We start from the raw sequence: 23082 nt of genomic DNA, 5'->3' as shown, positions 1-23082 counted from the left end.
AAGAGGAGTCAAGTGACGCAGACCACGGAGCCGTTGGGGGTCGCGGTCGTCGGGGCCGGCTACTGGGGACCCAACCTCGTACGCAACTTCCAGGCCGGCGAGCAGTTCCGGCTGCGCTGGCTGTGCGACCTCGATGTGGACCGGGCCCAGCGGGTCCTCGGCGGCTACTCGACCGTCCAGGCGACCTCGGACTACGCGGCCGTCCTCGCCGATCCCTCGGTGGCCGCCGTCGCCGTGGCCACGCCCGCCGGAACCCACCTGGACATCGCCCTGGCCGCCCTGCGCGCCGGCAAGCACGTCCTCGTGGAGAAGCCGCTCGCGGCGACCTACGCCGACGGGATGCGCCTGGTGTCCGAGGCGGAGGAGCGCGGGCTCACCCTGATGTGCGACCACACCTACTGCTACACGCCCGCCGTGGGCCGCATCCGCGAACTCGTCCGCTCCGGCGAACTCGGCGAGATCCACTTCGTCGACTCGGTCCGCATCAACCTCGGGCTCGTCCAGAAGGACATCGACGTCATGTGGGACCTGGCCCCGCACGATCTGTCGATCCTTGACTTCATCCTCCCCGACAACGTCGAGCCGGTCGCCGTCGCCGCCCACGGGGCCGACCCGATCGGCGCGGGACAGGCCTGCGTGGCCTATCTGACGCTCCAGCTCAACACGGGCGCCATCGCCCATGTGCACGTCAACTGGCTCTCCCCGACCAAGGTGCGGACCACCATGGTCGGCGGCGCCAAGCGCACCCTCGTCTGGGACGACCTCAACCCCGTCCAGCGTGTGGCGATCTACGACCGGGGCGTGGACCTGGCCGCGCCGCAGGAGATCGGCGCGGACGAGCGCAGGGAGATGCTCGTCTCGTACCGCTCCGGGGACATGGTCGCCCCGGCGATCGGTGAGAAGGAAGCGCTGCGCAGCATGGTCGAGGAGTTCGCCGACGCGATCAGGGAGCGGCGGGCGCCGCTGACCGACGGCCGGGCGGGCCTGCGGGTGCTGGACATTCTTGAGGCGGCGTCCCGGAGTCTGGAATTCCGGGGTGCGGTCGTCGGCCTGCGTGCCGGGCGTTGACAGTCCTATTCCACTGAGAGGGCAAGGCAGTTGAGCAGCGTACGAGGCAAGAAGATCCTGGTCACCGGGGGAGCGGGCACCATCGGCTCCAACCTCGTCGACCTCCTGGCCGAGGGCGGCGCCCGCGAGATCGTGGTGCTGGACAACTTCGTGCGCGGGCGGCGGGCCAACCTCGCCCAGGCCCTGCCCAGCGGCGTCGTGGAGGTCGTCGAGGGCGACGTCCGGGACGCCGCGACCGTACGGAAGGTCACCGAGGGCACCGACCTGGTGTTCCACCTCGCCGCGATACGCATCACCCAGTGCGCGGAGGAACCCCGGCTCGCCAACGAGGTCCTGGTCGACGGCACCTTCAACGTCCTGGAGGCGGCGGCCGAGGCCGGGGTGGGCAAGGTGATCGCCTCGTCCTCCGCGTCCGTCTACGGCATGGCCGAGACCTTCCCGACGACCGAACGCCATCACCCGTACAACAACGACACGTTCTACGGCGCAGCGAAGGCCTTCAACGAGGGCATGCTGCGCAGCTTCCACGCCATGTACGGACTGGACTACGTGGCCCTGCGCTACTTCAACGTCTACGGCCCCCGGATGGACATCCACGGCCTCTACACCGAGGTGCTGATCCGCTGGATGGAGCGCATCGAGGCGGGCGAGCCGCCGCTGATCCTCGGCGACGGCACGCAGACCATGGACTTCGTCGACGTCCGGGACATCGCCCGGGCCAATGTGCTGGCCGCCGAGTCGGATCTCACCGACGAGGTGTTCAACATCGCCAACGGCACGGAGACTTCGCTGCTCGAACTCGCCCAGGGCCTGCTGGAGGCGATGGGCGCGTCGGATCTGGCGCCGGTGCACGGGCCCGCCCGCACCGTGAACGGCGTCACCCGGCGGCTCGCGGACACCACACAGTCCGCCGAACGGCTCGGCTTCACCGCGCGGATCGACCTGCGTACGGGGCTGCGGGACCTGGTGCGGTGGTGGCGTGCGGAGCGCGCCGCCGACGCCGTGGCCGGGGAGACCTCGCGATGAGCGCCGACCGCATCCCCGTGATGATCCCCTGGCTCGGCGAGGAGGAGGCCAAGGCCGCCTCCGACGCGGTGCTGTCCGGGTGGGTCGCCCAGGGGCCCCGGGTCGCCGCCTTCGAGCGGGCCTTCGCGGAGCGGGTGGGCGCCGAGCACGCCGTCGCGGTCAGCTCGTGCACCACCGCCCTGCATCTTTCGCTCGTCGCGCTCGGACTGGGCCCCGGCGACGAGGTCGTGGTGCCCTCGCTGTCGTTCATCGCCACCGCCAACGCCGTGCGCTACGTCGGGGCCGAGCCCGTGTTCGCGGACGTCGACCTCGCCACCGGCAATCTCACCGCGGCCACCGTGGACGCGGTCCGTACCCCCCGTACCAAGGCCGTCCTCGCAGTCCATCAGGGCGGAGTACCGGCCGATGTGCACACCCTGCGTGCCGCCTGCGCCGACTGGGACCTTCCCCTGGTCGAGGACGCGGCCTGCGCCATCGGCTCGACCGTCGGCGGCAAGTCCGTGGGGCACGGCGCGCTGATCGCCGCCTGGTCCTTCCACCCCCGCAAGGTCGTCACCACCGGCGAGGGCGGCATGGTCACCACCGACGACGCCCAGTGGGCGGCACGCCTGCGCCGGCTGCGCGAGCACGGGATGAACGTCTCGGCGGCACAGCGCCACGCAAGCAACAAGCCCGTCCTGGAGAGCTACCTCGAAGTCGGCTACAACTACCGGATGACGGACGTCCAGGCCGCCATCGGCCTGGTCCAGCTCCAGAAACTCGACGCGATGACCGTCCGCCGCCGCGAGCTGGCGGCCCGGTACGACGCACTGCTGCAGGGCGTCCCCGGCCTCACCCCCGTACGCGACCCCGCGCACGGGCAGAGCAACTTCCAGTCCTACTGGGTGCTGTTGGCCGAGGACTTCCCGGTCGGCCGCGACGACCTGCTCGCCGCGCTCGCCGAGGCCGGTATCTCCGCCCGGCGCGGGATCATGGCCTCGCACCTCGAACCCGCCTACGAGGCCCACCCCCGCGCCCCGCTGCCGGTCACCGAGCGGATCAGCCGCGACTCGCTCATCCTGCCGCTGTTCCACACGATGACCGAGGCCCAACAGGACCGCGTCGTCGCCGCACTGCGCGAACAGGCCCGAAGATGAGCGGGCTCCTGATCATCGGCGCGGGCGGCTTCGCCCGGGAGACCGCACAGGCCGTACGGGACGCGGGCGACACCGTGCTGCTCGGGCACCTCGACGACAACGCCGCCCTGCACGGCACCGAGGTGGACGGCGTGCCCGTGCTCGGCGGCTGCGACCTGGTCCACGAGCTGCCCGACGCCCGGGTGGTGATCTGCGTGGGCAACCCCAGGGACTACGCCGCCCGTGCCCGTCTGGTCCGCAGGCTCGACCTGCCGGCGGACCGCTACGCCACCGTGATCCACCCGACGGCGGCGGTGTCGGCGACCTCGCAGGCCGGGCCCGGCTCGGTCCTGCTCGCGCACTGTGTGCTCACCGCCGCCGTGCGGGTGGGCGCGCACGTCGCGGTGATGCCGCATGTCGTCCTCACCCATGACGACGTGGTCGAGGACTTCGCCACGCTCGCCTCCGGTGTCCGCCTGGGCGGGGGCGCACGGCTGGAGCGGGGGGCTTATGCGGGCTCGGGGGCCCTGGTCAGGGAAGGCACGACGGTCGGCGCCTGGTCGCTGATCGGCATGGGGAGCACCGTTCTCGGCGATGTGCCGCCGGGCGAGGTCTGGGTGGGGAGCCCGGCCCGGCGGCTGCGCGAGGCGGCCGCCCCGGCGCTCGACGAACTTGCGACGCGAACAAGGGGGGGAGTCGTCATATGAACCGGATTCCGTTGGTGGACCTCAAGGCGGCCCACGAGGAAGTCGCCGACGACGTACGGGCCGGATTCGAACGGGTCCTGGCCCACACCGCGTTCGTCGGAGGCGAGGAGGTCCGCCGATTCGAGCGCGAGTACGCGGACTTCGGCGGTGTCGCGCACTGCGTGGGAGTCGCCAACGGCACCGACGCCGTCGAACTCGCGTTGCGCGCGGGCGGAGTCGGGCCCGGTGACGAGGTCGTCGTGCCCGCCAACACCTTCATCGCCACCGCGGGCGCGGTGGCCAGAACCGGGGCGCGACCGGTGCTGGCGGACTGTCTGCCCGACACTTACCTGCTCGACCCCCAGGCCGCACTGGACGCGGTCGGCCCGGCCACCCGCGCGGTCGTACCCGTGCACCTCTACGGGCAGTTGGCCGATGTGACGGAGCTGACCGGCCGGCTTCCCGACCGGGTACGGGTCGTCGAGGACGCAGCGCAGTGCCAGGGCGCCACCCGCGACGGACGCTCGCCGGGCAGCGGCGGGATCGCGGCCACCAGCTTCTACCCGGGCAAGAACCTCGGTGCCTACGGCGACGCGGGCGCGGTGCTGACCGACGACGAGGAACTGGCCGGCCTGGTGCGCGCCATCGCCAACCACGGCGGCGTCGCCAAGTACCGCCACGACGTACCCGGGTTCAACAGCCGCCTGGACGGGCTGCAGGCCGTCGTCCTGCGGGCGAAGCTGGCGCGGCTGGCGGACGGCAACGCGGCCCGGCGGGCGGCCGCGGCCCGCTACGACGCGCTGCTCGCCGATCTGGCGGCCGCCGGCCGGGTCGTGCTCCCGACCACGGCGCCGGGCAACGTCCACGTATGGCACCTGTATGTCGTCCAGGTCGCCGGGGCGGACCGCGACGACATCGTGGGCAAGCTCAACGCCGAGGGCATCGGTGCGGGCGTGCACTATCCCGCCCCGGTCCACCTCACGCCCGCGTACCGCCATCTCGGCCACGCCCGGGGCGACTTCCCGAACGCCGAGAAGGCGGCCGACCGGATCCTGTCACTGCCGCTCTACCCGCAGATCACCCCCGACCAGCAGCAACGCGTCGTGGACACGCTCGCCGACGCGCTCGGAAGCTGATCGGCCACCGGTTTCACGCTCCACCCCGACCGTCACGGGTCGGTCCTGCACAGCACCGCTGAGAGGTACACATGAACAGATGGAGCAGACGGATCCGGGGCAGCCGCCTCGCCGTCGTAGCAGCACTGATATGGGCGGTGCTCCCGCAGGCCGGGCCCGCGCTCGCGGCATCCGATCCGTGCGGAGCGGGCTCGAACGCGATCGTCTGCGAGAACTCCAAGCCGGGCAGCCCGAAGTCCGACTGGTTCTCACCCAACGCCTACGGTGACATCCAGGGTTTCACCACCAAGGAGAGCGTCCAGGCGGGTGACACCGTCCAGTTCAAGGTCCAGTCGAAGGTCTCGTACCACATCGAGATCTACCGTCTGGGCTGGTACGGCGGTGACGGTGCGCGCGAGATGTCGACAGCGGCCCAGGCCGCGGTGACCTATCCGGCCAACTACTCCACGAACCCGGCCAGTTGCACCAAGAAGAGCGGCACCGGGCTGGTCGACTGCGGCAACTGGCCCGTGACCGCGAGCTGGACGGTGCCCAGCGACGCCGTGTCCGGCCTGTACATCGCGAACATCACCCAGACGGACGGCGACGGCCTGATGCCGTACCCGTTCGTCGTCCGCAAGGACTCCAGCACCTCCGACGTCGTCGTACAGACCAGCGACCAGACCTGGCAGGCCTACAACGACTACGGCGGCCAGGACCTGTACGGCGGTGCGGGGCCAGCACCGGACGGCCGCGCCTACGAGGTCAGCTACAACCGGCCGCTGGACATCGGCGGCGACAACGGCATCTACGGCTCCGAGTACATGATGCTGTCCTGGCTGGAGCGCAACGGCTACGACGTCAGCTATCTGTCCGGCGTGGACGTGTCGGTCAACGGCGGCACCCTGCTGAAGAACCACAAGGTGTATCTGTCCTCGGGCCACGACGAGTACTGGACGCAGAGCCAGTACTCCAATGTCCTGGCGGCCAGGAAGGCCGGTGTGAGAGAGGCCTTCTTCAGCGGCAACGAGGTCTTCTGGAAGACACGGCTCGCCCCGAGCATCGACGGCACGAACACCGCGAACCGAACCCTGGTCTGCTACAAGATGACCAAGATGGCCCAGAACAACGGCATCGCCGACCCCAGCGGCGTCTGGACCGGCACCTGGATGGACCCGACCAGCACCGACTACGGGCAGGACTACCAGCCGCCGAACATCCTCACCGGCTCCATGTTCCAGGTGAACGGCTACCGCAGCGACGCGATCACGGTGCCCGGCTCGTACGGCAAGAACCGGCTGTGGCGCAACACCTCCATCGCGAACCTCTCGTCGAGCCAGACCGCCACCTTCCCGGCCGGCACACTCGGCTACGAGTGGGACAGCGACCTCGCCAACAGCACCAGACCCGCCGGGGCGATCGACCTGTCGTCCACGACCGTGGACGTCAACGACGGCAAGTACCGCCTGGACTGGGGCAACACCTACGGCAACGGCACGGCGACACACAATCTCGTCGAGTTCCGCGACCAGGACTCCGGGGCCCTCGTGTTCGGCGCGGGAACCGTGCAGTGGTCGTGGGGCCTGACCAACATCCCGACGTACAACCCCGCCGACACGGTGGTCACCGAGGACGCCCGCATGCAGCAGGCGACGGTGAACATCCTCGCCGACATGGGCGTGCAGCCGCTGACCCTGCAGAGCAATCTGAACGCCGCCTCGGCCTCCACCGACTCCACCGGCCCGGCCGTCACCGTGACGAGCCCGGCCTCCGGGGTGACCGTCCCGGCGCTGAAGCCGGTCACCATCACCGGCACCGCCAGTGACTCCGGCGGGGGCGTGGTGGCCCGCGTGGAGGTGTCCACGGACGGCGGAACGACCTGGAAGCCCGCGAGCGGTCTGACGTCCTGGAGCTTCAGCTGGACCCCGACGACCCCGGGCTCGGCGTCCATCAAGGTCCGCGCGGTCGACGACAGCGTCAACATCGGCGCCGTCACCACCATCCCGGTGACCGTCGGCCCCCAGGCCTGCCCCTGCACCGTCTGGCCGGCCTCGGCCGTTCCCGGCACCGTCAACGCGGGCGACGGCAGCTCGGTGGAGCTCGGCGTCAAGTTCCGTACCACGGCAGCCGGTTCGATCACCGCCGTACGCTTCTACAAGTCGCCCGCCAACACCGGAACCCACACCGGCAGCCTGTGGAGCGCCTCCGGCACCCGCCTGGCCACCGGCACCTTCACCAACGAGACGGCCTCCGGCTGGCAGCAGCTGAACTTCGCCACCCCGGTGAGCGTCAAGGCCAACACCACCTATGTCGCCTCGTACTTCGCCCCCAACGGCGGATACTCCTACGACGGCGGCTACTTCTCCGGCGGCGACGCGGGCCTGGCCCCGCTCACGGCCCTGAAGTCCGGCACCGACGGCGGCAACGGCGTCTACCGCTACACCTCGACGAGCGCCTTCCCGTCCTCGCAGTCCTCCGGCAGCAACTACTGGGTCGACGTGGTGCTGGACACCTCTGCCGCCAGCACCACCCCGCCCACCGTCACCTCGACCTCCCCGACGTCCGGGGCGACCGGCGTGTCGATCACGGCACCGGAGTCGGCCGTCTTCAGTTCCGCCATCGACGCCGACACCCTGACGTTCACCCTGAAGGACGCGAACGGCACCGCCGTGCCGGGCACCAAGACGCTCCCCGCGTCGAACAAGGCGACCTTCACACCGTCGACCGAACTGGAACTGCACACCACGTACACCGCGTCCGTCCAGGCCTCCGACGTGTGGGGCAACGCCATGGCGGACCCGGTGACATGGACCTTCACCACCAGTTCCACCCCGCCCGCGGTCACCTGTCCCTGCATGCTGTGGAACTCCTCCACCGTGCCGGCCACCACCGACATGACCGGTGACACCAACTCCGTCGAGTTGGGCACCCGGTTCACGTCCTCGACAAGCGGCTGGGTCACCGGCGTCACCTTCTACAAGGGCACCGGCAACACCGGCACCCACACCGGCAGCCTGTGGTCCGACACCGGCACGCTGCTCGCCACCGGCACCTTCACCGGCGAGACGGCCTCCGGCTGGCAGCAACTGACCTTCGCCACTCCGGTGGCCATCACCGCCGACACCCCGTACGTCGTCTCCTACCACGCGCCGAACGGCAACTACGCGGTGGACGGCGGCTACTTCACGGCAGCCCACCAGTCCTATCCGCTGACCGCCACCGCCGACACCACCGCCCACCACAACGGGCTCTACCGGTACGGCGCGGACTCGGCCTTCCCCAACAGCTCCTACGGCTCCGCGAACTACTGGGTCGGCCCCGTCTTCACCGCCGACAACCCCAGCGGGTCGCTGACGACGGCCACCGCCTCGGAGGAGGACGCGTCCACGGTGACGCACACCGCCGACGCGGGCAGCCCCCTCGTCACGACCCTGCCCGCTTCCGTCAAGCTGTCGTCCGTCAAGGCGACCGTGACCATCCTGCCCGGCCCCCACGCGGCCGCCGCCAGGAAGCTCCACGTCACGGCCGTCACCTCCTACGACCGGGCCACCCACAAGGTGTCCGTCCATCTGTCCTTCCCGCTGCCGGACGGCACCCGGTTCAAGGTCACGGTCACGGCGAAGGACAAGAACCGGCACCCGGTGAAGTCCCAGAGCTGGACCCTGACCAGCAAGACCGTCCGCAAGAAGAAGAACTGACCGACCAGAACCCACCGGTGGTGGTCTCCCGCGAAGTCCGACGGAGACCACCACCGGGGATTGGCTTCCTCATCGATGAGCACCGTCAGTGTTGTGATCCCCTGCTACAAGTACGGCCATTTCCTCGCCGACTGCGTGAGCAGCGTCCTGGACGAGCAGGACGGCGTTGACGTCCGGGTACTCATCATCGACGACGCCTCGCCCGACGACTCGGCGGAGGCCGCGCACAAACTGGCCGCCTCCGACCCGCGCATCGAAGTACGCGTCCACGCAACCAACAAGGGCCACATCGCCACCTACAACGAAGGCCTCCTGGAATGGGCCGACGGCGACTACGTCGCCCTCCTCTCCGCCGACGACCGGCTGGTCCCGGGCGCGCTGGTCCGGGCCGCCGCCCTGCTGGACGCCCATCCCGAGGCGGGGTTCGCCTATGGACGTCCCCTGCGCTTCCAGCACGGCGGCCCGCTCCCGTCGGCCCGTACACGGAGCACCGGTTCGGTCGTCTACCCCGGGCAGTGGTGGCTGGAGCGCCGCTTCCGCGAGGGCACCGGCTGCATCACCTCGCCGGAAGTCGTCGTCCGCACCAGCCTCCAGCACACGGTCGGCGGCTACGACCCGGCCCTGCCCCATGCCGGCGACATCGAGATGTGGATGCGGCTCGCCGCACACGCCGACGTCGGCTACATACGCGGAGCCGACCAGGCCTTCTACCGCGTCCACGGCAAGAACATGTCCACGACCGACTTCGGCGGTCAGCTCGACGACCTGCGCCAGCGCCTGGTGGCCTTCGAGTCCGTGCTCGCCAAGTGCGCCGACCGGCTGCCCCACGCCGACCGCCTGGCCGACGAGGTCCACACCCGGCTCGCGCGCTTTGCGCTGCGCCGCGCCTACCGGGCCTACGACCGAGGTCGCACAGCGGTCGTACCGGTCGATGAATGCGTGGCGTTCGCCGAGCAGTGCCTGCTGGGATACGCGGCACTGCCCGAGTACCGCGCGCTGCGGCTGCGCAGACGGATAGGTCCGAAGGCCATGCCGTATCTGCAGCCACTGGTGTGGTCCGCGGTGGCCGAGCGCGGGCGCGAGTGGCTCTGGTGGGAGTCGTGGAAGCGCCGCGGCATCTGATGTCCCGTCGGTTCAGCTCAGTTGGCCGCGGGAACCGGACCGGACTGCCGGCGGCGGCCCGGCGGCATCCCACGGCGCCTCATGGCGTACTGGTCGAGCCACAGCGCGCCGAGAACGCCGGCGGAGCCGCCCAGCAGGGCCGCGCCCGCCAGACCCCGGGCCTTGTCGCCCCGCACCTCGGAGGCGCTCGGCGAGGTCAGGACCGAGGCGGTGATCCGCCCCCCGGTCGGCACGTGCTGGGCCGTCTGCATCTGGTCGACATGCCGGGTGTACACGTCGATGATGCGGCGTACCGCCGTGACGGCGGCGTCGGGGTCGGACGCCTGCGACTGCACCTGCAGGGACGGGATCAAATAGCGAGGCGTCGCGCTGGTGCCGCTGTTGCGGGGGACGAGGTGGTAGGTGCCGTCGACGCCCGCCGCACGCAACTCCCGGGCGCCGGCAGGGGATTCCAGCTGCCGGACGACCGCGTAGGAGACCACGGCGAGCGGCGGCTGCAGATTGGTCAGCTGGTTGGGCTGGTTCTGCGTCACCGGCGGCTTGAGGACGACCACCGCGGAGCCGACGTACTGGCGGGCGGGCCGCACCACGTGGTACGCCCCGGCGGCCGTCAGCAGCAGCGCGACCACCACGACGTACCAGCGACGGAGCAGCGCATCGGCGACGTTCCCGGGCGACATACGAGTTCCTTCCGTCGCCCCCGATACTGGCAGGATGCGCGGTGGGACGCCACCGAATGGAGGGATGGTTCATGAGTCTTGGTGAGATATGGGCCATCCTGCGCAGACGTTGGTATTTCATGGTGCCCTTCACCCTGCTCAGCCTGGTCGGCGGCGGCTATCTGTATGTGACCGTCCCCGTCTCCTACCAGTCGCAGAGCTCGGTCGCGCTACTGGACTCCTCGGCCGTCTCCCGGCTGGCCCCCACCTTCGGCAACCCCATCTCGAATGCGGGTGGTTCGCTCATCGTCACGGCCGACGTGCTGATCAGAACCCTCGAATCGAACGACGCCGCCAAGGAGTTGAGCAGCCGGGGCGTCACGGACCCCTACACCGCCGGCTTCGCGCCGGCCAGCGAGAGCCCGCTGCTCCTCCTCAGCGTCACCGGAACCGACCGGGCGAAGGTGCTCAGGGAGACCAACGTCCTGACCACCTTCGCCGGTGAACAACTCAGCGCCCTGCAGGCCGCCGCCAAGGTCCCGCACGCGTACTTCGTGCAGACCGCGCCCGTCGTACTGCCGCAGACCCCGGTGGCGAAGTCGAAGAGCCGCTACCAGGACATCGCTGCCGTCGTCATCCTGGGCGTCGTCAGCGCGTTCTTACTGTCCATCCTGATGGAGGGCGTCGCGGTGGTCCGCCGCCGGCGTCGCGTCGCGAACAGCGTCGCCGTGCGGCCCAAGCAGGCCCGCGCGCCGAACCGGGTACGGGCTGGGTGGCTGAGCCGACGGGTCGACGCCATCGCGATCCTCACCGTCTATCTGGTGCTGGCCTTCTTCATCCCGTCGAACCTGGCCCTGCCCGCGCTCGGCGGAGTCGGCACCCCGGCCAATGTCTTCGCCCTGCTGGGGCTGTTGTGGTACCTCGCGACCTGGCTCGGCGGGCGCATCCTTCCCGCGCCGGGCACCAGACTCGTACGGGTCGCGCTGTGCCTGCTCGGGGCGGCCGTCCTGGCGGCCTACATGTCGGACGCGATGCGCGAGAGCTCGCACCAGGAGGTCCTCGGCGCCGACCGCGGACTCATCGGATTCCTGGTGTGGGTGTCCTTGGTCGTCCTGACCTCGGCGGGCATACAGGAGCGCGGCCGGCTGGACGTGCTGATGCGCCGGGTGGTGATCATGGCGTCCGTCGTCGCCGCGATCGGCTTCTACGACTTCTTCGCGGCCACCAACATCGCCGACTCCATCCACATCCCCGGACTCCAGACCAGCGTGGCCCAGGTGAGCGTCATGGACCGCGGCGCCTTCACCCGGCCCCGGGCCACCACGGCCCAGCCGCTGGAGTTCGCCGGCATGCTCGCGATCCTCCTGCCCTTCGCGATCCAGCAGGCCTTCGATCCCGTACGCCGCCACCTCCACGTGGCCCGCCGCTGGGGGCCGGTGGCGCTGATGGCCGGTGCGCTGCCGCTGTCGGTGTCGAGGACCTCGATCATCGGCCTGCTGCTGGTGGCCCTGGTGATGGTGCCGCGCTGGAAGCCGGCGCGACGCTGGGCCGCGATCGGCGTGATGACGGCCTCCGTCGCCGTCTTCAAGGTGCTCGTTCCCGGACTGATCGGCACGATCACGGGCCTGTTCGCGTCGTTCCTGTCCAACTCCGACAGCAGCACACAGGCACGTACGGTCAAGTACAGCGCGATCGTTCCCTATCTGAAGGAGCATCCGCTGTTCGGACGGGGCTTCGGCACCTTCACACCGGATCTGTACTTCTTCACGGACAACCAGTACATGCTGGCCCTGGCCGAGATGGGTCTGCTAGGGCTCGTCGCCCTGCTCGCCCTGTTCATCACCGGAATCCACCAAGGCGGCGCCGTCCGGCGGCTGGCCCGCACCGAAGCCGACCGCGAACTGGGCCAGGCGTTCTTCGCCTCGGCGCTGGTCGCCCTCGTCAGCAGCGCCACCTTCGACTCGCTCAGCTTTCCGATGTTCGCCGGCATGTTCTTCCTGATGCTGGGGGCGGGGGCCAGCTATCTGGGGTTCGTCCGGCGCGCGGCGGCCGCCGCGGTCCCGGCCCCGCACAAGCCCTCCAAGGCCCAGGTTCCCCAACTCGTGGAGGCCCGATGAGCCCCGTCGCCGTCGTCATCGTCACCTGGAACAGCGCCCCGGTGCTCCCCGGATTCCTCGCCGCGCTTCCGGATGGCATGGCCGGCCTCGACTGGCGGCTGGTCGTCGCCGACAACGACTCCGCCGACGACACCGTCGAGGTGCTCCGGACGCTGGCCCCCGATACCACCATCGTCCAGACCGGCCGCAACGCCGGGTACGCGGCCGGCATCAACGCGGCCCTTGGGGCGGCCGGCGAGTGGGACGGCGGATTCGAGGCCGTGGTGATCTGCAACCCCGACATCCGTATGCGGCAGGGCTGCGCCAAACGCCTCGTCGACACGCTCGGCGACGAAGTGGGGATCGCCGTCCCGCTCCTGTACGAAGACGGCCGGGACGCACCCCTGTTCTCGCTGCGCCGCGAGTCGAGCGTGTCCCGCGCCCTCGGCGAGGCCGTCATCGGCAACCGCCGGGCCGGGCGCTTCCCACGCCTGAGTGAACTCGTCACCGACCCCGCCGCTTATCAGCGACCCACGCGTGCGGACTGGGCGACCGGCGCGCTCATGGCCGTCTCGGCGAACTGCCTGACCGCCTGCGGTCCGTGGGACGAATCCTTCTTTCTTTACTCGGAGGAGACCGAGTACTGCCTGCGTGCGCGAGACCGGGGGTACGTCACGCAACTGGAGCCGGCGGCCGAGGCCGTTCACCTGGGAGGCGACTCCCGAGTATCGCCCCGGCTGTGGACCCTGCTCACGCTCAACCGCGTGCGGCTGTACGGGCGGCGCCACGGCGCCGTCGCCACCGCCTGCTTCCGTGGCGCCGTGCTGTTGCGCGAGACCTCGCGGGCCCTCCTCGGCCGGAAGGCCAGCCGCGCGGCGGCCGCCGCCCTGCTCAGGCCGGGCTCGCTGCGGGCCACTCCGGGGCCGTGACGTCTGGCGGGGGCGGCGGCACTGCCGTCAGACAGTGCCGTCCCACGTCGTGAAGAAGCTCTCCGGGTTCACCAGGTACCGCACGGTGGCGTGCGGCACGTGGCGCACTCTGTGGTTACGGCTGTACCGGTGGACGAGCTCCCAGTCCTCACGCGGAAGCACGTCCGGGGTACGCCGCAGACGACTGAAGCGCAAGGCCCCGTTGCGCCGCGCGACGAACGCGTTGGTGTCCAGGAAGGACTCCCGGGCTGCCCGGTGGCGGTCGAACGGCACGGACAGGATGTCCCGCTCGGTTCCGTCCGGCAGGACGCGGCGCAGCGCCGTGTAGACGCCGTCGGGCCCATGAGGAGACTCCAGGACCGCCAGCGCCCGTTCCAGATGGTCCGCTTCCCACAGGTTGTCGTCGTCCAGGAAGGCCACGTACCGCGAGCGACTGAGGCGGATGCCCACATTGCGCACGACGCCGGCAACGCCCGTGTTGCGCGCCAGCGAGACGGCGAACAGCCTTGGATCGTCCGGTAGTTCGGGGAGGCCGGCGCCGTCGTCGACGACGACGACCACCTGATCGCGAACGGTCTGGGCCAGGGCCGACCGGACGGCGGCCCGCAACTCGTCGGGGCGGCGGTGAGTGGCGATGACCGTGGCGACGAGCGCGGCGGGCATGGCGGCGGTGACGGCCGAGAGGCGTCGGGTCTCGGCTGCTTCGATGCGGCGGAGCCGCAGCGCGGAGGGGGCGAGGAGGACCTTGTTGCGGAGCTCGAAGAGCACGAGCCAGCCGAAGGTGCGCTTGAGCAGCTCCCAGGGGGCGCGGGCGATGCGTCGCATGATCCTCTTCCTCAGCCGGCCGGTTCGGGGGTGATCGGGGTGCCGTCGGAGAACCGGTTGCCGCGCCAGACGTTGCCGGCACCGTCGGCGTTCCAGGCGGTGACCGCTCCGTAGTGGCCGGCATTGCGGTGGTAGCGGGTGGAGAAGACGTTGTTCGTGACGGTGATCCCGGTGGCGCCGTCGCCACCCCCGTAGAGGGCGTAGGCGCCGCCGGCCAGGAGGTTGCCGTCGACGACGGTGTTGGAGACGTGTCCGGTGTCGGAGAACAGGCCGATGCTGGCGGACGCTCCTCGGTCGACGGCTACGGGGTTGAGCAGGGTGTTGTGACGGATGATCAGCCTGCCCTTGTTGCCGCCGCCGCTGATCACCGCGTCGGTGTGCTGCCACTCGCCGCCGGTGTTGCGGAAGGGCACGAGGTCGTGGACGTAGTTGTCGTGGATGTAGCCCTGGCCCATGGAGAGGGCGTTGCCGAAGACGGAGATGTCGCTCCAGCCGACCTCGATGGAGCTGGTGCCCATGTTGGACACGGCGTAGTCCACGCCGCCGTTGTCGGGTCCTTTGCCGGGGACGGCGGTGATGGTGGTGTGCAGGACCCGCAGTCCGGTGTAGCCGGGGCGCAGGTTGATGCCCCACCAGTTGGTGGACGTGATCTTGGTGTCGACGATGGTCACGTCGTTCGCGTAGATGTCGAGCGAACCGGTGATGTCCCACCCTTTGATGACGGTCCCGTCGGCCTTGACGCTCATGTTCCCCGTGGCGTGCGGCGTGAGGGAGATGCGGGGGCCGGTGCTGCGGGCATCGGGGAATCCTGCTTCCCGGGGTGCCGCAGGGGTGGCGTGAGCGGTGCCATGGCTGCCATGGGTGCCGGTGGGGGCTCCGGGGCCCCGGGCGGGAGGGGTGGGGTCGGAACCCGCGGAGCAGGCGGTGGCCAACGCCAGCGCCAGGACGGCGAGCAGACGGCGAAGCCTGGTCATACGGTCTCCACTGTCCGGGAGCCGAGCAGGAAGCGGCGGCTGGGCAGTACGCACACCACATAGCAGGCCAAGGCAGCCGTACCGGTGATGAACAGAGCGAGGGTACCGTCGCCGAGGAGCCACTTCGCGGAGAGGATCACCAGGGTCATCGCCGTTCCCCCGAACAGGGGCCAGGCGCAGGCCCTGGCGATGTGGCGGAGGCTGATCCCGGCCTGGCGGAGGGCGTAGAGGAAGGCGGGGACGACGAGGGCGGCGGCGACCAGGACGTGGCCCTGGGAGACGCCGACGATGCCGCCGAGGCGGGCGCCGACGACGAGGACGGGGATGAGGGCGACGACCCAGAGAGCCTGGACGAGGACGAGGGCGCGGCGCTGTCCGGTGGCGACCAGGCAGTCGTAGGCGAGTTCGCAGCCGATCCGGATCAGGCCGAGGGCCATCAGCCACGGCAGCGCGTCGGCGGCGGGCAGCCATCGGCTCCCGTAGACGAGCTGGACGACCGGGCCGGCGAGGCCGGCGAGCAGCACGCACAGCGGGACGGTGCCGGTGACCAGTACCCCCACGGCGCGGCTGAAACCCTGGGCGAGCGCCCTTGGGGAGTCGGCGAGGCGGGAGAACCCGGCGAAGGAGACGCGCCGAGCCGCCTCGGAGATGATGCGCACCGGCCAGCCGGACATGTTGAACGCCAGGACGTAGAAGCCGAGGGCGACCTGGCCGAGCGAGGAGCCGACGACCATGGTGTCCACATTCACGACGGCGAGCGCGAGGAGGCTCGCACCGGCCAGGGGGAGTCCGAACTTCAGCAGCGCGCGGGCCTGTTCGGGGTCCCAGCCGAACCGCAGGGTGCCGGGGGCGGCCAGCGCGCAGCCTATGAGGGCGGCGATGTTGCCCGCGACCGCGCCGCAGGCGAAGCTCATCGCGCCCCAGCCGGTGAAGGCCAGCACCAGGGTCACGGCCGTGCTGAGCACGAAGTTGAGCGCGTCGATGACCATGCGCTTGCCCTGGGCGAACTCCCGGGTCAGGAAGCCGGCCGGGACTTGAGCCACCCCGTCCAGCACCAGGCACAGGCACATCACCCGCAGTACGCCCGAGGCGTCGGGTGAGCCGAGCAGTCCGGCCACCGTCGGTGCCGAGAAGAAGATGGCGGCGTACAGCAGGCCGCTGGACGCGGTGCCGAGGGTCAGTACGGTCGGTGCGAAGCGGCGGGGGTCACCGTCCCAGCGGATGATGGCCAGGCCCACGCCCAGTTCGTTGGCGGAGAGCAGGACCAGGAGCACGGTCTGGGCGATGCCGTACACGCCCCACTCCGCCGGTCCGAGGGCGAAGCGTGCCAGCAGGATGCCCGTGCCGAAGTTGCCGAGGCGCATGACAACGGTGTTGATCAGGCTCCAGCGGGCCGCCGAACGGACCTTCCTGCCAAGGGAGTCGGGAGTGTGGGCGTCGTTCGCCTCAGAGGTCTCGCTGTCCGGTGTGCGAACGCTGTCCATGAGTCGACTCCTCGTCGAGCGGCTCGGCGGCAGGCGTCACGGCCACGGCGGGCCGTCCCGCCCTCGCCTCTGCGGCGGTCCCGTTGTCGGCGGACCGCGACCAACTGGGCGGCGACCGGAGGGCCATCGTCTGTTCCACGACAGGTTCCCCGGCCGCGGATTCGGGGGCGGAGTCCGGCTGTGCGCGTTCTTCCGGTTGCGCCGACGCGTGTGAGCGGCGGCGCGCCTCCACGTAGAAGACGGCGACCAGGCTCAGCACCAGGCCCAGGACACCGGCCATGACCATGTATTCGAGCCGGGTCTTGGTCTGTGCCACCGGGTTCTGCGGGGGCACGATGGTCGTCATGCGGATCATGGCCTTCGGCGCTACCGACTGCTGCTGCTGGAACTGCTCCAGCCGATCCTTGGCATAGGTCGTCAGGATGCGGTCCGAGGCCAGGACGGCGGTCTTGTCGGTGCCGGTGACGGTGAGCCACATGAGCGGACCCTGTGCGTTGTCGGCGAGCTTGGCCTCGAATGTGCCGGTGGCGCCACGGGACTTGAGTTCCCGGACGGAGACATCGGAGTTGAGGTTGCGGGCCAGGCCGTCGGCCATGCCGGTGAGCGAGGTCTGGGTGCTGAGGAAGGGGTTGCCGTCGTAGGCGACGGTGGCCTTCTGTGAGTTCAGCAGAACCACTGTGCTCTGCGACTGATAGGTGACCGGAACCACCAGGGCCACGGCGACCGTCAGGCCGGCCGTCAGCAGCAGCCCGGGCAGCAGGGCGTACCAGCGCCTGCGCATGACCCGGAAGATCTCAGCGAGATCCATGGTGGCCCCCCTCGCGACCAGACGTTCGACGAGCATATGTTGCAAGCGGATCATACGGGGAAGGTTCGGTCGGTGGGTCTCGGTCGGGTACTCGCGGTGCCTCCCTCCAGCAGTACGTCGGCGATGCGTTCGCTCGCGCGTCCGTCCCACAGTTCCGGCCGGCGCGGCGCGGGAGGCTCGTCCAGGACCCGGTTGACGATGGACACGATCCGCGCCGGGTCCCGGCCGGCCAGCACGTTGGTGCCCTGCTCTACGGTGATGGGCCGCTCGGTGTTGTCCCGCAGGGTCACACACGGCACGCCCAGCGCGGTGGTCTCCTCCTGAATGCCGCCGGAGTCGGTCAGTACGACGCGGGCGGAGTCCTGCAGGGCGATGAAGTCCAGGTATCCGGCGGGCGGTACGAGCCGGATGCCTCCCGGGACGCCGATGTCGGCCAGCCGTCCGGCCGCGCGCGGGTGCACGGGCAGCAGGAGCGGGCAGCGGCCGGCGATCTCGCCCAGGGCTTTCAGGAGCGCTGTGAGGACCTCGGGGTCGTCGACGTTGGCGGGGCGATGCAGGGTGACCAGGCCGTACTCGCCTCTGTCCAGGCCGTATCGGCTGAGGATGTCCGAGGCCCTGGCCCGTTCCAGGTTGGCCAGCAGGGTGTCGATCATGACGTTGCCGACGAGGTGGATCTGATCGTCCCGGTACCCCTCCGCGTGCAGGTTCTCGGCGGCGTCGGGGGAGGGGGCCAGCAGATAGTCGCTGACGCGGTCGGTGGCGACGCGGTTGACCTCCTCCGGCATGCTCCAGTCGCGGCTGCGCAGACCGGCCTCGACATGGGCCAGCAGCGGTCCTGCCTTGGCGGTGACCAGGGCGCAGGCCAGGGTGGAGTTGATGTCTCCGACCACGACGACGATGTCCGGTGACACCTCGTCGAGGAGTGGCTCGAACGCGGTCATCACGCGTCCGGTCTGCTCGGCGTGGGTGCCGGAGCCGACCCCGAGGAAGCGGTCGGGCGGACGGATGCCGAGGTCGGTGAAGAACACGTCGTTCATGGCCGGGTCGTAGTGCTGGCCGGTATGGACGAGGACCACCTCGGTGCCCCGGCGCTCCAGGGCGTCCATGACCGGTTTGATCTTCATGTAGTTGGGTCGCGCCCCGGCGACGCAGATGATCCGCGGCATGGTTCAGAGCACCTCGATCGTGGGTCCGGACGGCAGCCGCCGACGGCAGTCGAGGACGAACGGGGCGTGCTCGGCGATGAGTTCGTAGTCGAAGCTGTCGTGGTCGGTGAGCAGGACCACCACATCGGCGGCCGCCAGCTCGTCCGGTGCCGGTTCGACCCGGACCAGCCGGGCGTCCACCGGCAGGGTCTCGACCACGTGCGGATCGGCCGCCCTCACCTGGGCCCCCATGTCGAGCAGCAGTTGGGAGATGCGCAGGGCGGGCGACTCACGGGCGTCGCCGGTGTTCTTCTTGTACGCCAGGCCGAGCAGCAGGATGCGCGAGCCGTTCACGGAACGACGTCTTTCGTTGAACAGGTCGCTGATGCGGCGCGTCACGTACTCGGGCATATGGCTGTTGATGTCGTTGGCCAGCTCCACGAAGCGGAAGCTCTGGCCGAGTTCGCGCTGCACCCGCCAGGACAGGTACGAGGGGTCGATCGGCAGGCAGTGACCGCCGACGCCCGGCCCGGGCGTGAACTTCATGAAGCCGAAGGGCTTGGTGGAGGCGGCGTCGATGGCCTGCCAGACGTCGATGTCCAAGTGGTGGGCGAACATCGCGATCTCGTTGACCAGCGCGATGTTCACATGCCGGAAGGTGTTCTCCAGCAGCTTGGCGAGCTCGGCCTCCTTGGGCGAGCGCACCGCGACGGTGGTGTCGACGAGTTGCGCGTAGAAGTCCTGAACGGCCTTCAGGGAGGCTTCGTTGACGCCGGACACGACCTTCGGGGTCTGCTGGAAGCCCCAGACGGTGTTTCCGGGGTCGATCCGCTCGGGGCTGTAGCCCAGGTGGAAGTCGGTGCCCGCGGTCAGGCCCGAGCCGTCCTCCAGGATCGGGGCGAACAGCTCCTGGGTGGTGCCGGGATAGGTGGTCGACTCCAGGACGACCGTGGCTCCCGGGCGCAGATAGCGGGCCAGGGCGACCGCCGATTCCTGGATGTAACGGAGGTCGGGAGTGCCCTCGTGCAGCGGCGTCGGTACGGTCACGACGGCGACGTCGAATCCGCCGCAGTCGCGGGCCACATCGCTCGGGCGATAGGACCCGCGGTCCAGTGCCGCGCGGATCCGCTCGGAGGAGACGTCCTCGACGAAGGACACACCGGCGGCAAGGCTCTTGACCCGCCGGGAGTCGACGTCGTAGCCGATCACCTCGTGTCCGACCTCCGCGGCGCGGATGGCCAGTGGCAGGCCGACGTATCCCTGTCCGACCACGACGACGCGCATCAGTGACTCCTGTTCGCGGAGGCGGGTGACGGGGTGAGCCGGATCAGCTCGCGCGCCGTCATGAGGAGGAAGGCAGCATTGGTGGTGACATAGCGCCGGCCCAGGCGGCGCGGCTCCTGCAGCGCGCGGTAGAGCCACTCCATGCCCCACCGCTGCCAGGACTCGGGAGCCCGCTTGGTGACGCCCGCCAGGATGTCGAACGAGCCGCCGACCCCGTGCACGACGCGGGCTCCGGTCTGTGCGCCGTGGGCGGCGGTGAAGATCTCCTTCTTCGGCGAGGTCATGCCAAGGAAGAGCATCTGGGCGCCGCTGTCCGCGATCGCGTCGGCGATCGCCTCCTGCTGGGAGTCGTCGAAGTAGCCGTTGCGGCTGCCGGCGACCTTCAGGCCGGGGAAGCGCTCGGCCACCCGGCCCACCATGCGCTCCAGCACGTCCTGCTTCGCGCCGAGGAAGTACACGGACAGGCCCGCCGACTCGGCCTCGGCCAGCAGCCGCAGGAACAGATCGATACCGGCCACCCGTTCCGGCAGCGGGGCACGTAGTAACCGGCCGGCCCAGACCACGGCCTGGCCGTCGGCGAGGACGAGATCGCAGCCGGACACGGCCGCGGCGAGCCGGGGGTCGCGCCGCATGTTCACCAGCTTCGCGGCGTTGACCACCCCGATTTCGAGCTGTCTGCCGTCCCGGACCGCATCGAGGCAGCGCTCCACGGTCTCGTCCATGGTCAGCGGGTCCAGTTCGACCCCGAAGAGAGACTGACGCCCGCTCATATGCGGCCCCCCTGCCAGGCGTAGAGCATCCAGCCGAATTCGTACGGCCTGCACTCGCGGTCCACGAAGACCGGGCGGTACACCCGGTCCAGGGACTTCAGCCGGAGGCTCGGCGCGATCCGGGTGCCGAGCCCCCGTGCGGCCCGTACGGCCTTCTTCGGATCGCCGCGGTAGACCTTGCGCCAGGTGACGCCGAGCTGGTCGAGGATCAACGGCTCCCGCTTCTCCGGACGGGCGGCCAGTTCGGGTACGTCCGTCATCCACCGCAGGCCCCGGCGGATCGACCGGCCGAAGTCGGTGCCGCCCGCGTCCGCGAGATCGAACAGGGCGGTCGGCGCCATCGCGTGCTGGTGGACGCTGTAGACCGGGTAGCCCTCCACGACACGGCCGGTACGGGCGTCGTAGTGCCACCACCACTGCCCGCCGTCGCCCTGCAGCTCGCAGATGCGCGCCGCGCAGGCCTCGGACGCGGCCAGCGCCTCCGGATCGCCGTCTCCGTCGCCGCTCGCGTGGGCGCGGGCCAGGGCCTGGATCGGGTACGTCTGGTCGGCGAAGCAGCTCACGTGCGCCCGGTACCAGGGCACCAGGCCGGGCCCGGTGGCGTGCGGGAACAGCGGGCTGTCCCCGATCCGGGCCCGCAGCAGCCGGTCGCGGGCCGCGGTGAAACGTCTCTCCACATCGACCGTGTCCCGCGCCGCCGCAAGGGCGGACAGCACCCACGCCGCCTCGACCGTGTACTGCGGGCGGCCCTCCTCGTCGAGGGCAGTCACCCGCTCCACGGCGTCGGACAGTTTGGGGTGCCCGGTCTCGGCGGCGGCCCAGGCGATCAGCGCCGCGTCACCGAGATTGGTCACCGCGGGCAAGGACTCGACCAGCAGACCCGTGAACTCCTGGGCCGTACGCCCCCCGAGCACCGCGCGCTGGCGGTCCTCGGGGAGGAACTGGGCGCCCAGCGCGGTGATGGCCGCGTACCGGGTGCTGGTCCCGCGCCGCTCCGAGGTCCAGGAACCGTCGGGCGCCTTCCGTCCGGCCATGGTGAAGGCGAAGGCCTCGCCGCCGGGGAGCAGCATGGACGGAAGCCCCGACTCGGCGACTGTGAGCAGTCGTTGGGCGAGCGCGAGCAGCGGTGGCTCCTCATGACCGAGCGCCGCCAGACGTGTGGTGGTCATCGCTTGGGCACACCAACCCCCCTGTGGGTCCTTTACATGGACAGGCTTGTGATCGCCGCGTCGTGGACGGCAGCGCGGCGAAAGGTCGACGTCAGGCGTCGGAGCGGTGCTCGCTCCTGGCCTCAGGCACAGGTGTCCCCACCCGGCAACCCCCCCTGGGCACGACCGGTTTGCGTGCTCACTGTGCTAGGTCTGCACAGTTCGCACACATGTTATGCATGCGGATGTTCGAGGAGTGGCGTTTTGGGAGAAATCAGGGAGTCATACGCGCTCGACGAGTTCACCGTCCTTCTCGTCGTACAGCGCGCCCGTATCGGGACACTCCCATGCGCCGAACTCGCCCTCCCGCTCGACCAGCCGGGCGCCGGCCCGGCCGACCCAGCCGATCCGGCGCGCCGGAACGCCCGCCACGAGCGCGAAGTCCGGCACGTCCCGGGTCACCACCGCACCCGCCGCGACCAGCGCCCAACGACCGACGCGCACCGGCGCCACACACACCGAACGGGCCCCCAGCGATGCCCCCTCGGCCACCTCCACCGCCACGGCCTCCCAGTCGCCGCCGCGCTTCAGCCGGCCCTGCGGGTCCACCGAGCGGGGGAAGTAGTCGTTGGTGAGCACCGCGGCCGGGCCGACGAAGACCCCGTCACCGAGCACGGCGGGTTCGTAGACCAGGGCGTAGTTCTGGAGCTTCACGTTGTCGCCGATCCGCACGCCGGGGCCGACATAGGCTCCCCGGCCCACGATGCATCCGCTGCCGAGGCGGGCGTCCTCCCGTATCTGGGCCAGATCCCAGACCGTCGTCCCGTCGCCGACCGCGGCGCTCTCGTCGACCTGGGCGGTCGGCTGGATCCTGAAGCTCATCGGGCTGAACCTTTCTTCTCGTCGAGCGCCCTGCGCCAGGGGAAGAGGTCAAGATGAGATCAGGCGTCTATGAGTGATGGGGCGCGAACGGGTACCTGAGCCACCTGACAACAGGAGTGCCTTCACGAGATCACCCTACTTACGGGGGACTCGTGGACGAAGAGATTCCGCGCACGTACGGTCGGTTCCGGACAGCTGCGGGCAGCGTTGCGCGCACTGTGCGCCGAAAACGCGCCGCCTTCCTGCTG

General features: G+C 70.2%; 19 protein-coding genes. 9 read left to right on the top strand and 10 right to left on the bottom strand.

Going from position 1 to position 23082, the window contains the following annotated elements:
- The first annotated feature begins 12 nt into the window (after positions 1–12).
- The 7 genes from AB0I54_RS21835 to AB0I54_RS21805 all read left to right on the top strand — a co-directional run bounded on the left by AB0I54_RS21835 (position 13) and on the right by AB0I54_RS21805 (position 9830).
- Entirely contained in the window at positions 13–1068 is a 1056-nt protein-coding gene (locus tag AB0I54_RS21835) for a Gfo/Idh/MocA family oxidoreductase (RefSeq protein ID WP_363297724.1), read from the top strand.
- Between the two features lie 30 nt (positions 1069–1098).
- The gene (locus AB0I54_RS21830; RefSeq protein WP_363297723.1) at positions 1099–2094 is read left to right on the top strand and encodes an NAD-dependent epimerase/dehydratase family protein; all 996 of its coding nucleotides are present in this window, start codon (positions 1099–1101) and stop codon (positions 2092–2094) included.
- On the top strand, positions 2091–3230 hold the full coding sequence (locus AB0I54_RS21825; RefSeq protein ID WP_363297722.1) for a DegT/DnrJ/EryC1/StrS family aminotransferase: 1140 nt from the start codon (positions 2091–2093) through the stop codon (positions 3228–3230). Before AB0I54_RS21830 ends, AB0I54_RS21825 begins: the two co-directional genes overlap by 4 nt.
- Entirely contained in the window at positions 3227–3916 is a 690-nt protein-coding gene (locus AB0I54_RS21820) for an acetyltransferase (protein WP_363297721.1), read from the top strand. The genes AB0I54_RS21825 and AB0I54_RS21820 overlap by 4 nt, the downstream gene beginning before the upstream one ends.
- Positions 3913–5031 (top strand): DegT/DnrJ/EryC1/StrS family aminotransferase, encoded by a 1119-nt coding sequence (locus AB0I54_RS21815; protein WP_363297720.1) that lies wholly within the window; start codon positions 3913–3915, stop codon positions 5029–5031. Before AB0I54_RS21820 ends, AB0I54_RS21815 begins: the two co-directional genes overlap by 4 nt.
- 71 nt (positions 5032–5102) lie before the next feature.
- Entirely contained in the window at positions 5103–8708 is a 3606-nt protein-coding gene (locus AB0I54_RS21810; RefSeq protein ID WP_363297719.1) for a DUF4082 domain-containing protein, read from the top strand.
- A 75-nt stretch (positions 8709–8783) separates the two neighbouring features.
- A complete protein-coding gene (locus AB0I54_RS21805) occupies positions 8784–9830 on the top strand; it encodes a glycosyltransferase (protein WP_363297718.1) in 1047 nt (348 codons plus the stop codon).
- Between the two features lie 17 nt (positions 9831–9847).
- Here AB0I54_RS21805 and AB0I54_RS21800 read toward each other — a convergent pair whose 3' ends face one another.
- Positions 9848–10510, bottom strand: a complete 663-nt coding sequence (locus AB0I54_RS21800) for a hypothetical protein (RefSeq protein ID WP_363297717.1) — start codon at positions 10508–10510, stop codon at positions 9848–9850.
- Positions 10511–10581: 71 nt separating this feature from the next.
- On the opposite strand from AB0I54_RS21800, the gene AB0I54_RS21795 reads away from it, so the two are divergent.
- Positions 10582–12606 (top strand): O-antigen ligase family protein, encoded by a 2025-nt coding sequence (locus AB0I54_RS21795; protein ID WP_363297716.1) that lies wholly within the window; start codon positions 10582–10584, stop codon positions 12604–12606.
- Positions 12603–13514, top strand: coding sequence for a glycosyltransferase family 2 protein (locus AB0I54_RS21790; protein WP_363297715.1), 912 nt, complete (start codon positions 12603–12605; stop codon positions 13512–13514). The genes AB0I54_RS21795 and AB0I54_RS21790 overlap by 4 nt, the downstream gene beginning before the upstream one ends.
- A gap of 27 nt (positions 13515–13541) precedes the next feature.
- Here the strand turns inward: AB0I54_RS21790 and AB0I54_RS21785 are convergent, their stop codons facing one another.
- From AB0I54_RS21785 to AB0I54_RS21745, 9 genes are all read right to left on the bottom strand, one after another.
- The gene (locus AB0I54_RS21785; RefSeq protein WP_363297714.1) at positions 13542–14339 is read right to left on the bottom strand and encodes a glycosyltransferase family A protein; all 798 of its coding nucleotides are present in this window, start codon (positions 14337–14339) and stop codon (positions 13542–13544) included.
- Between the two features lie 11 nt (positions 14340–14350).
- Positions 14351–15313 carry a hypothetical protein gene (locus AB0I54_RS21780; RefSeq protein ID WP_363297713.1) on the bottom strand — a complete coding sequence of 321 codons (963 nt, stop codon included), beginning with the start codon at positions 15311–15313 and terminating at the stop codon, positions 14351–14353.
- Positions 15310–16797 (bottom strand): oligosaccharide flippase family protein, encoded by a 1488-nt coding sequence (locus AB0I54_RS21775; protein ID WP_363297712.1) that lies wholly within the window; start codon positions 16795–16797, stop codon positions 15310–15312. The genes AB0I54_RS21780 and AB0I54_RS21775 overlap by 4 nt, the downstream gene beginning before the upstream one ends.
- On the bottom strand, positions 16760–17605 hold the full coding sequence (locus AB0I54_RS21770; RefSeq protein ID WP_363297711.1) for a chain length determinant protein: 846 nt from the start codon (positions 17603–17605) through the stop codon (positions 16760–16762). Before AB0I54_RS21770 ends, AB0I54_RS21775 begins: the two co-directional genes overlap by 38 nt.
- Before the next feature lie 50 nt (positions 17606–17655).
- Positions 17656–18771, bottom strand: a complete 1116-nt coding sequence (gene wecB, locus AB0I54_RS21765) for a UDP-N-acetylglucosamine 2-epimerase (non-hydrolyzing) (RefSeq protein ID WP_363297710.1) — start codon at positions 18769–18771, stop codon at positions 17656–17658.
- A gap of 3 nt (positions 18772–18774) precedes the next feature.
- Complete coding sequence (locus AB0I54_RS21760) at positions 18775–20034, bottom strand: nucleotide sugar dehydrogenase (RefSeq protein WP_363297709.1); 1260 nt, start codon at positions 20032–20034, stop codon at positions 18775–18777.
- Complete coding sequence (locus tag AB0I54_RS21755; RefSeq protein ID WP_363297708.1) at positions 20034–20804, bottom strand: WecB/TagA/CpsF family glycosyltransferase; 771 nt, start codon at positions 20802–20804, stop codon at positions 20034–20036. The genes AB0I54_RS21760 and AB0I54_RS21755 overlap by 1 nt, the downstream gene beginning before the upstream one ends.
- Positions 20801–21973: a hypothetical protein gene (locus AB0I54_RS21750; protein WP_363297707.1), complete on the bottom strand. Its 1173-nt coding sequence runs from the start codon at positions 21971–21973 to the stop codon at positions 20801–20803. The genes AB0I54_RS21755 and AB0I54_RS21750 overlap by 4 nt, the downstream gene beginning before the upstream one ends.
- A gap of 261 nt (positions 21974–22234) precedes the next feature.
- Positions 22235–22834 carry an acyltransferase gene (locus tag AB0I54_RS21745; protein ID WP_363297706.1) on the bottom strand — a complete coding sequence of 200 codons (600 nt, stop codon included), beginning with the start codon at positions 22832–22834 and terminating at the stop codon, positions 22235–22237.
- Between the last annotated feature and the right edge of the window lie 248 nt (positions 22835–23082).

It is taken from the genome of Streptomyces sp. NPDC050625, assembly GCF_040654755.1.
Taxonomy (GTDB): domain Bacteria; phylum Actinomycetota; class Actinomycetes; order Streptomycetales; family Streptomycetaceae; genus Streptomyces.
The sequence above is the reverse complement of the archived record's forward strand: the minus strand, read 5'-3'. Positions and strand labels throughout refer to the sequence as shown.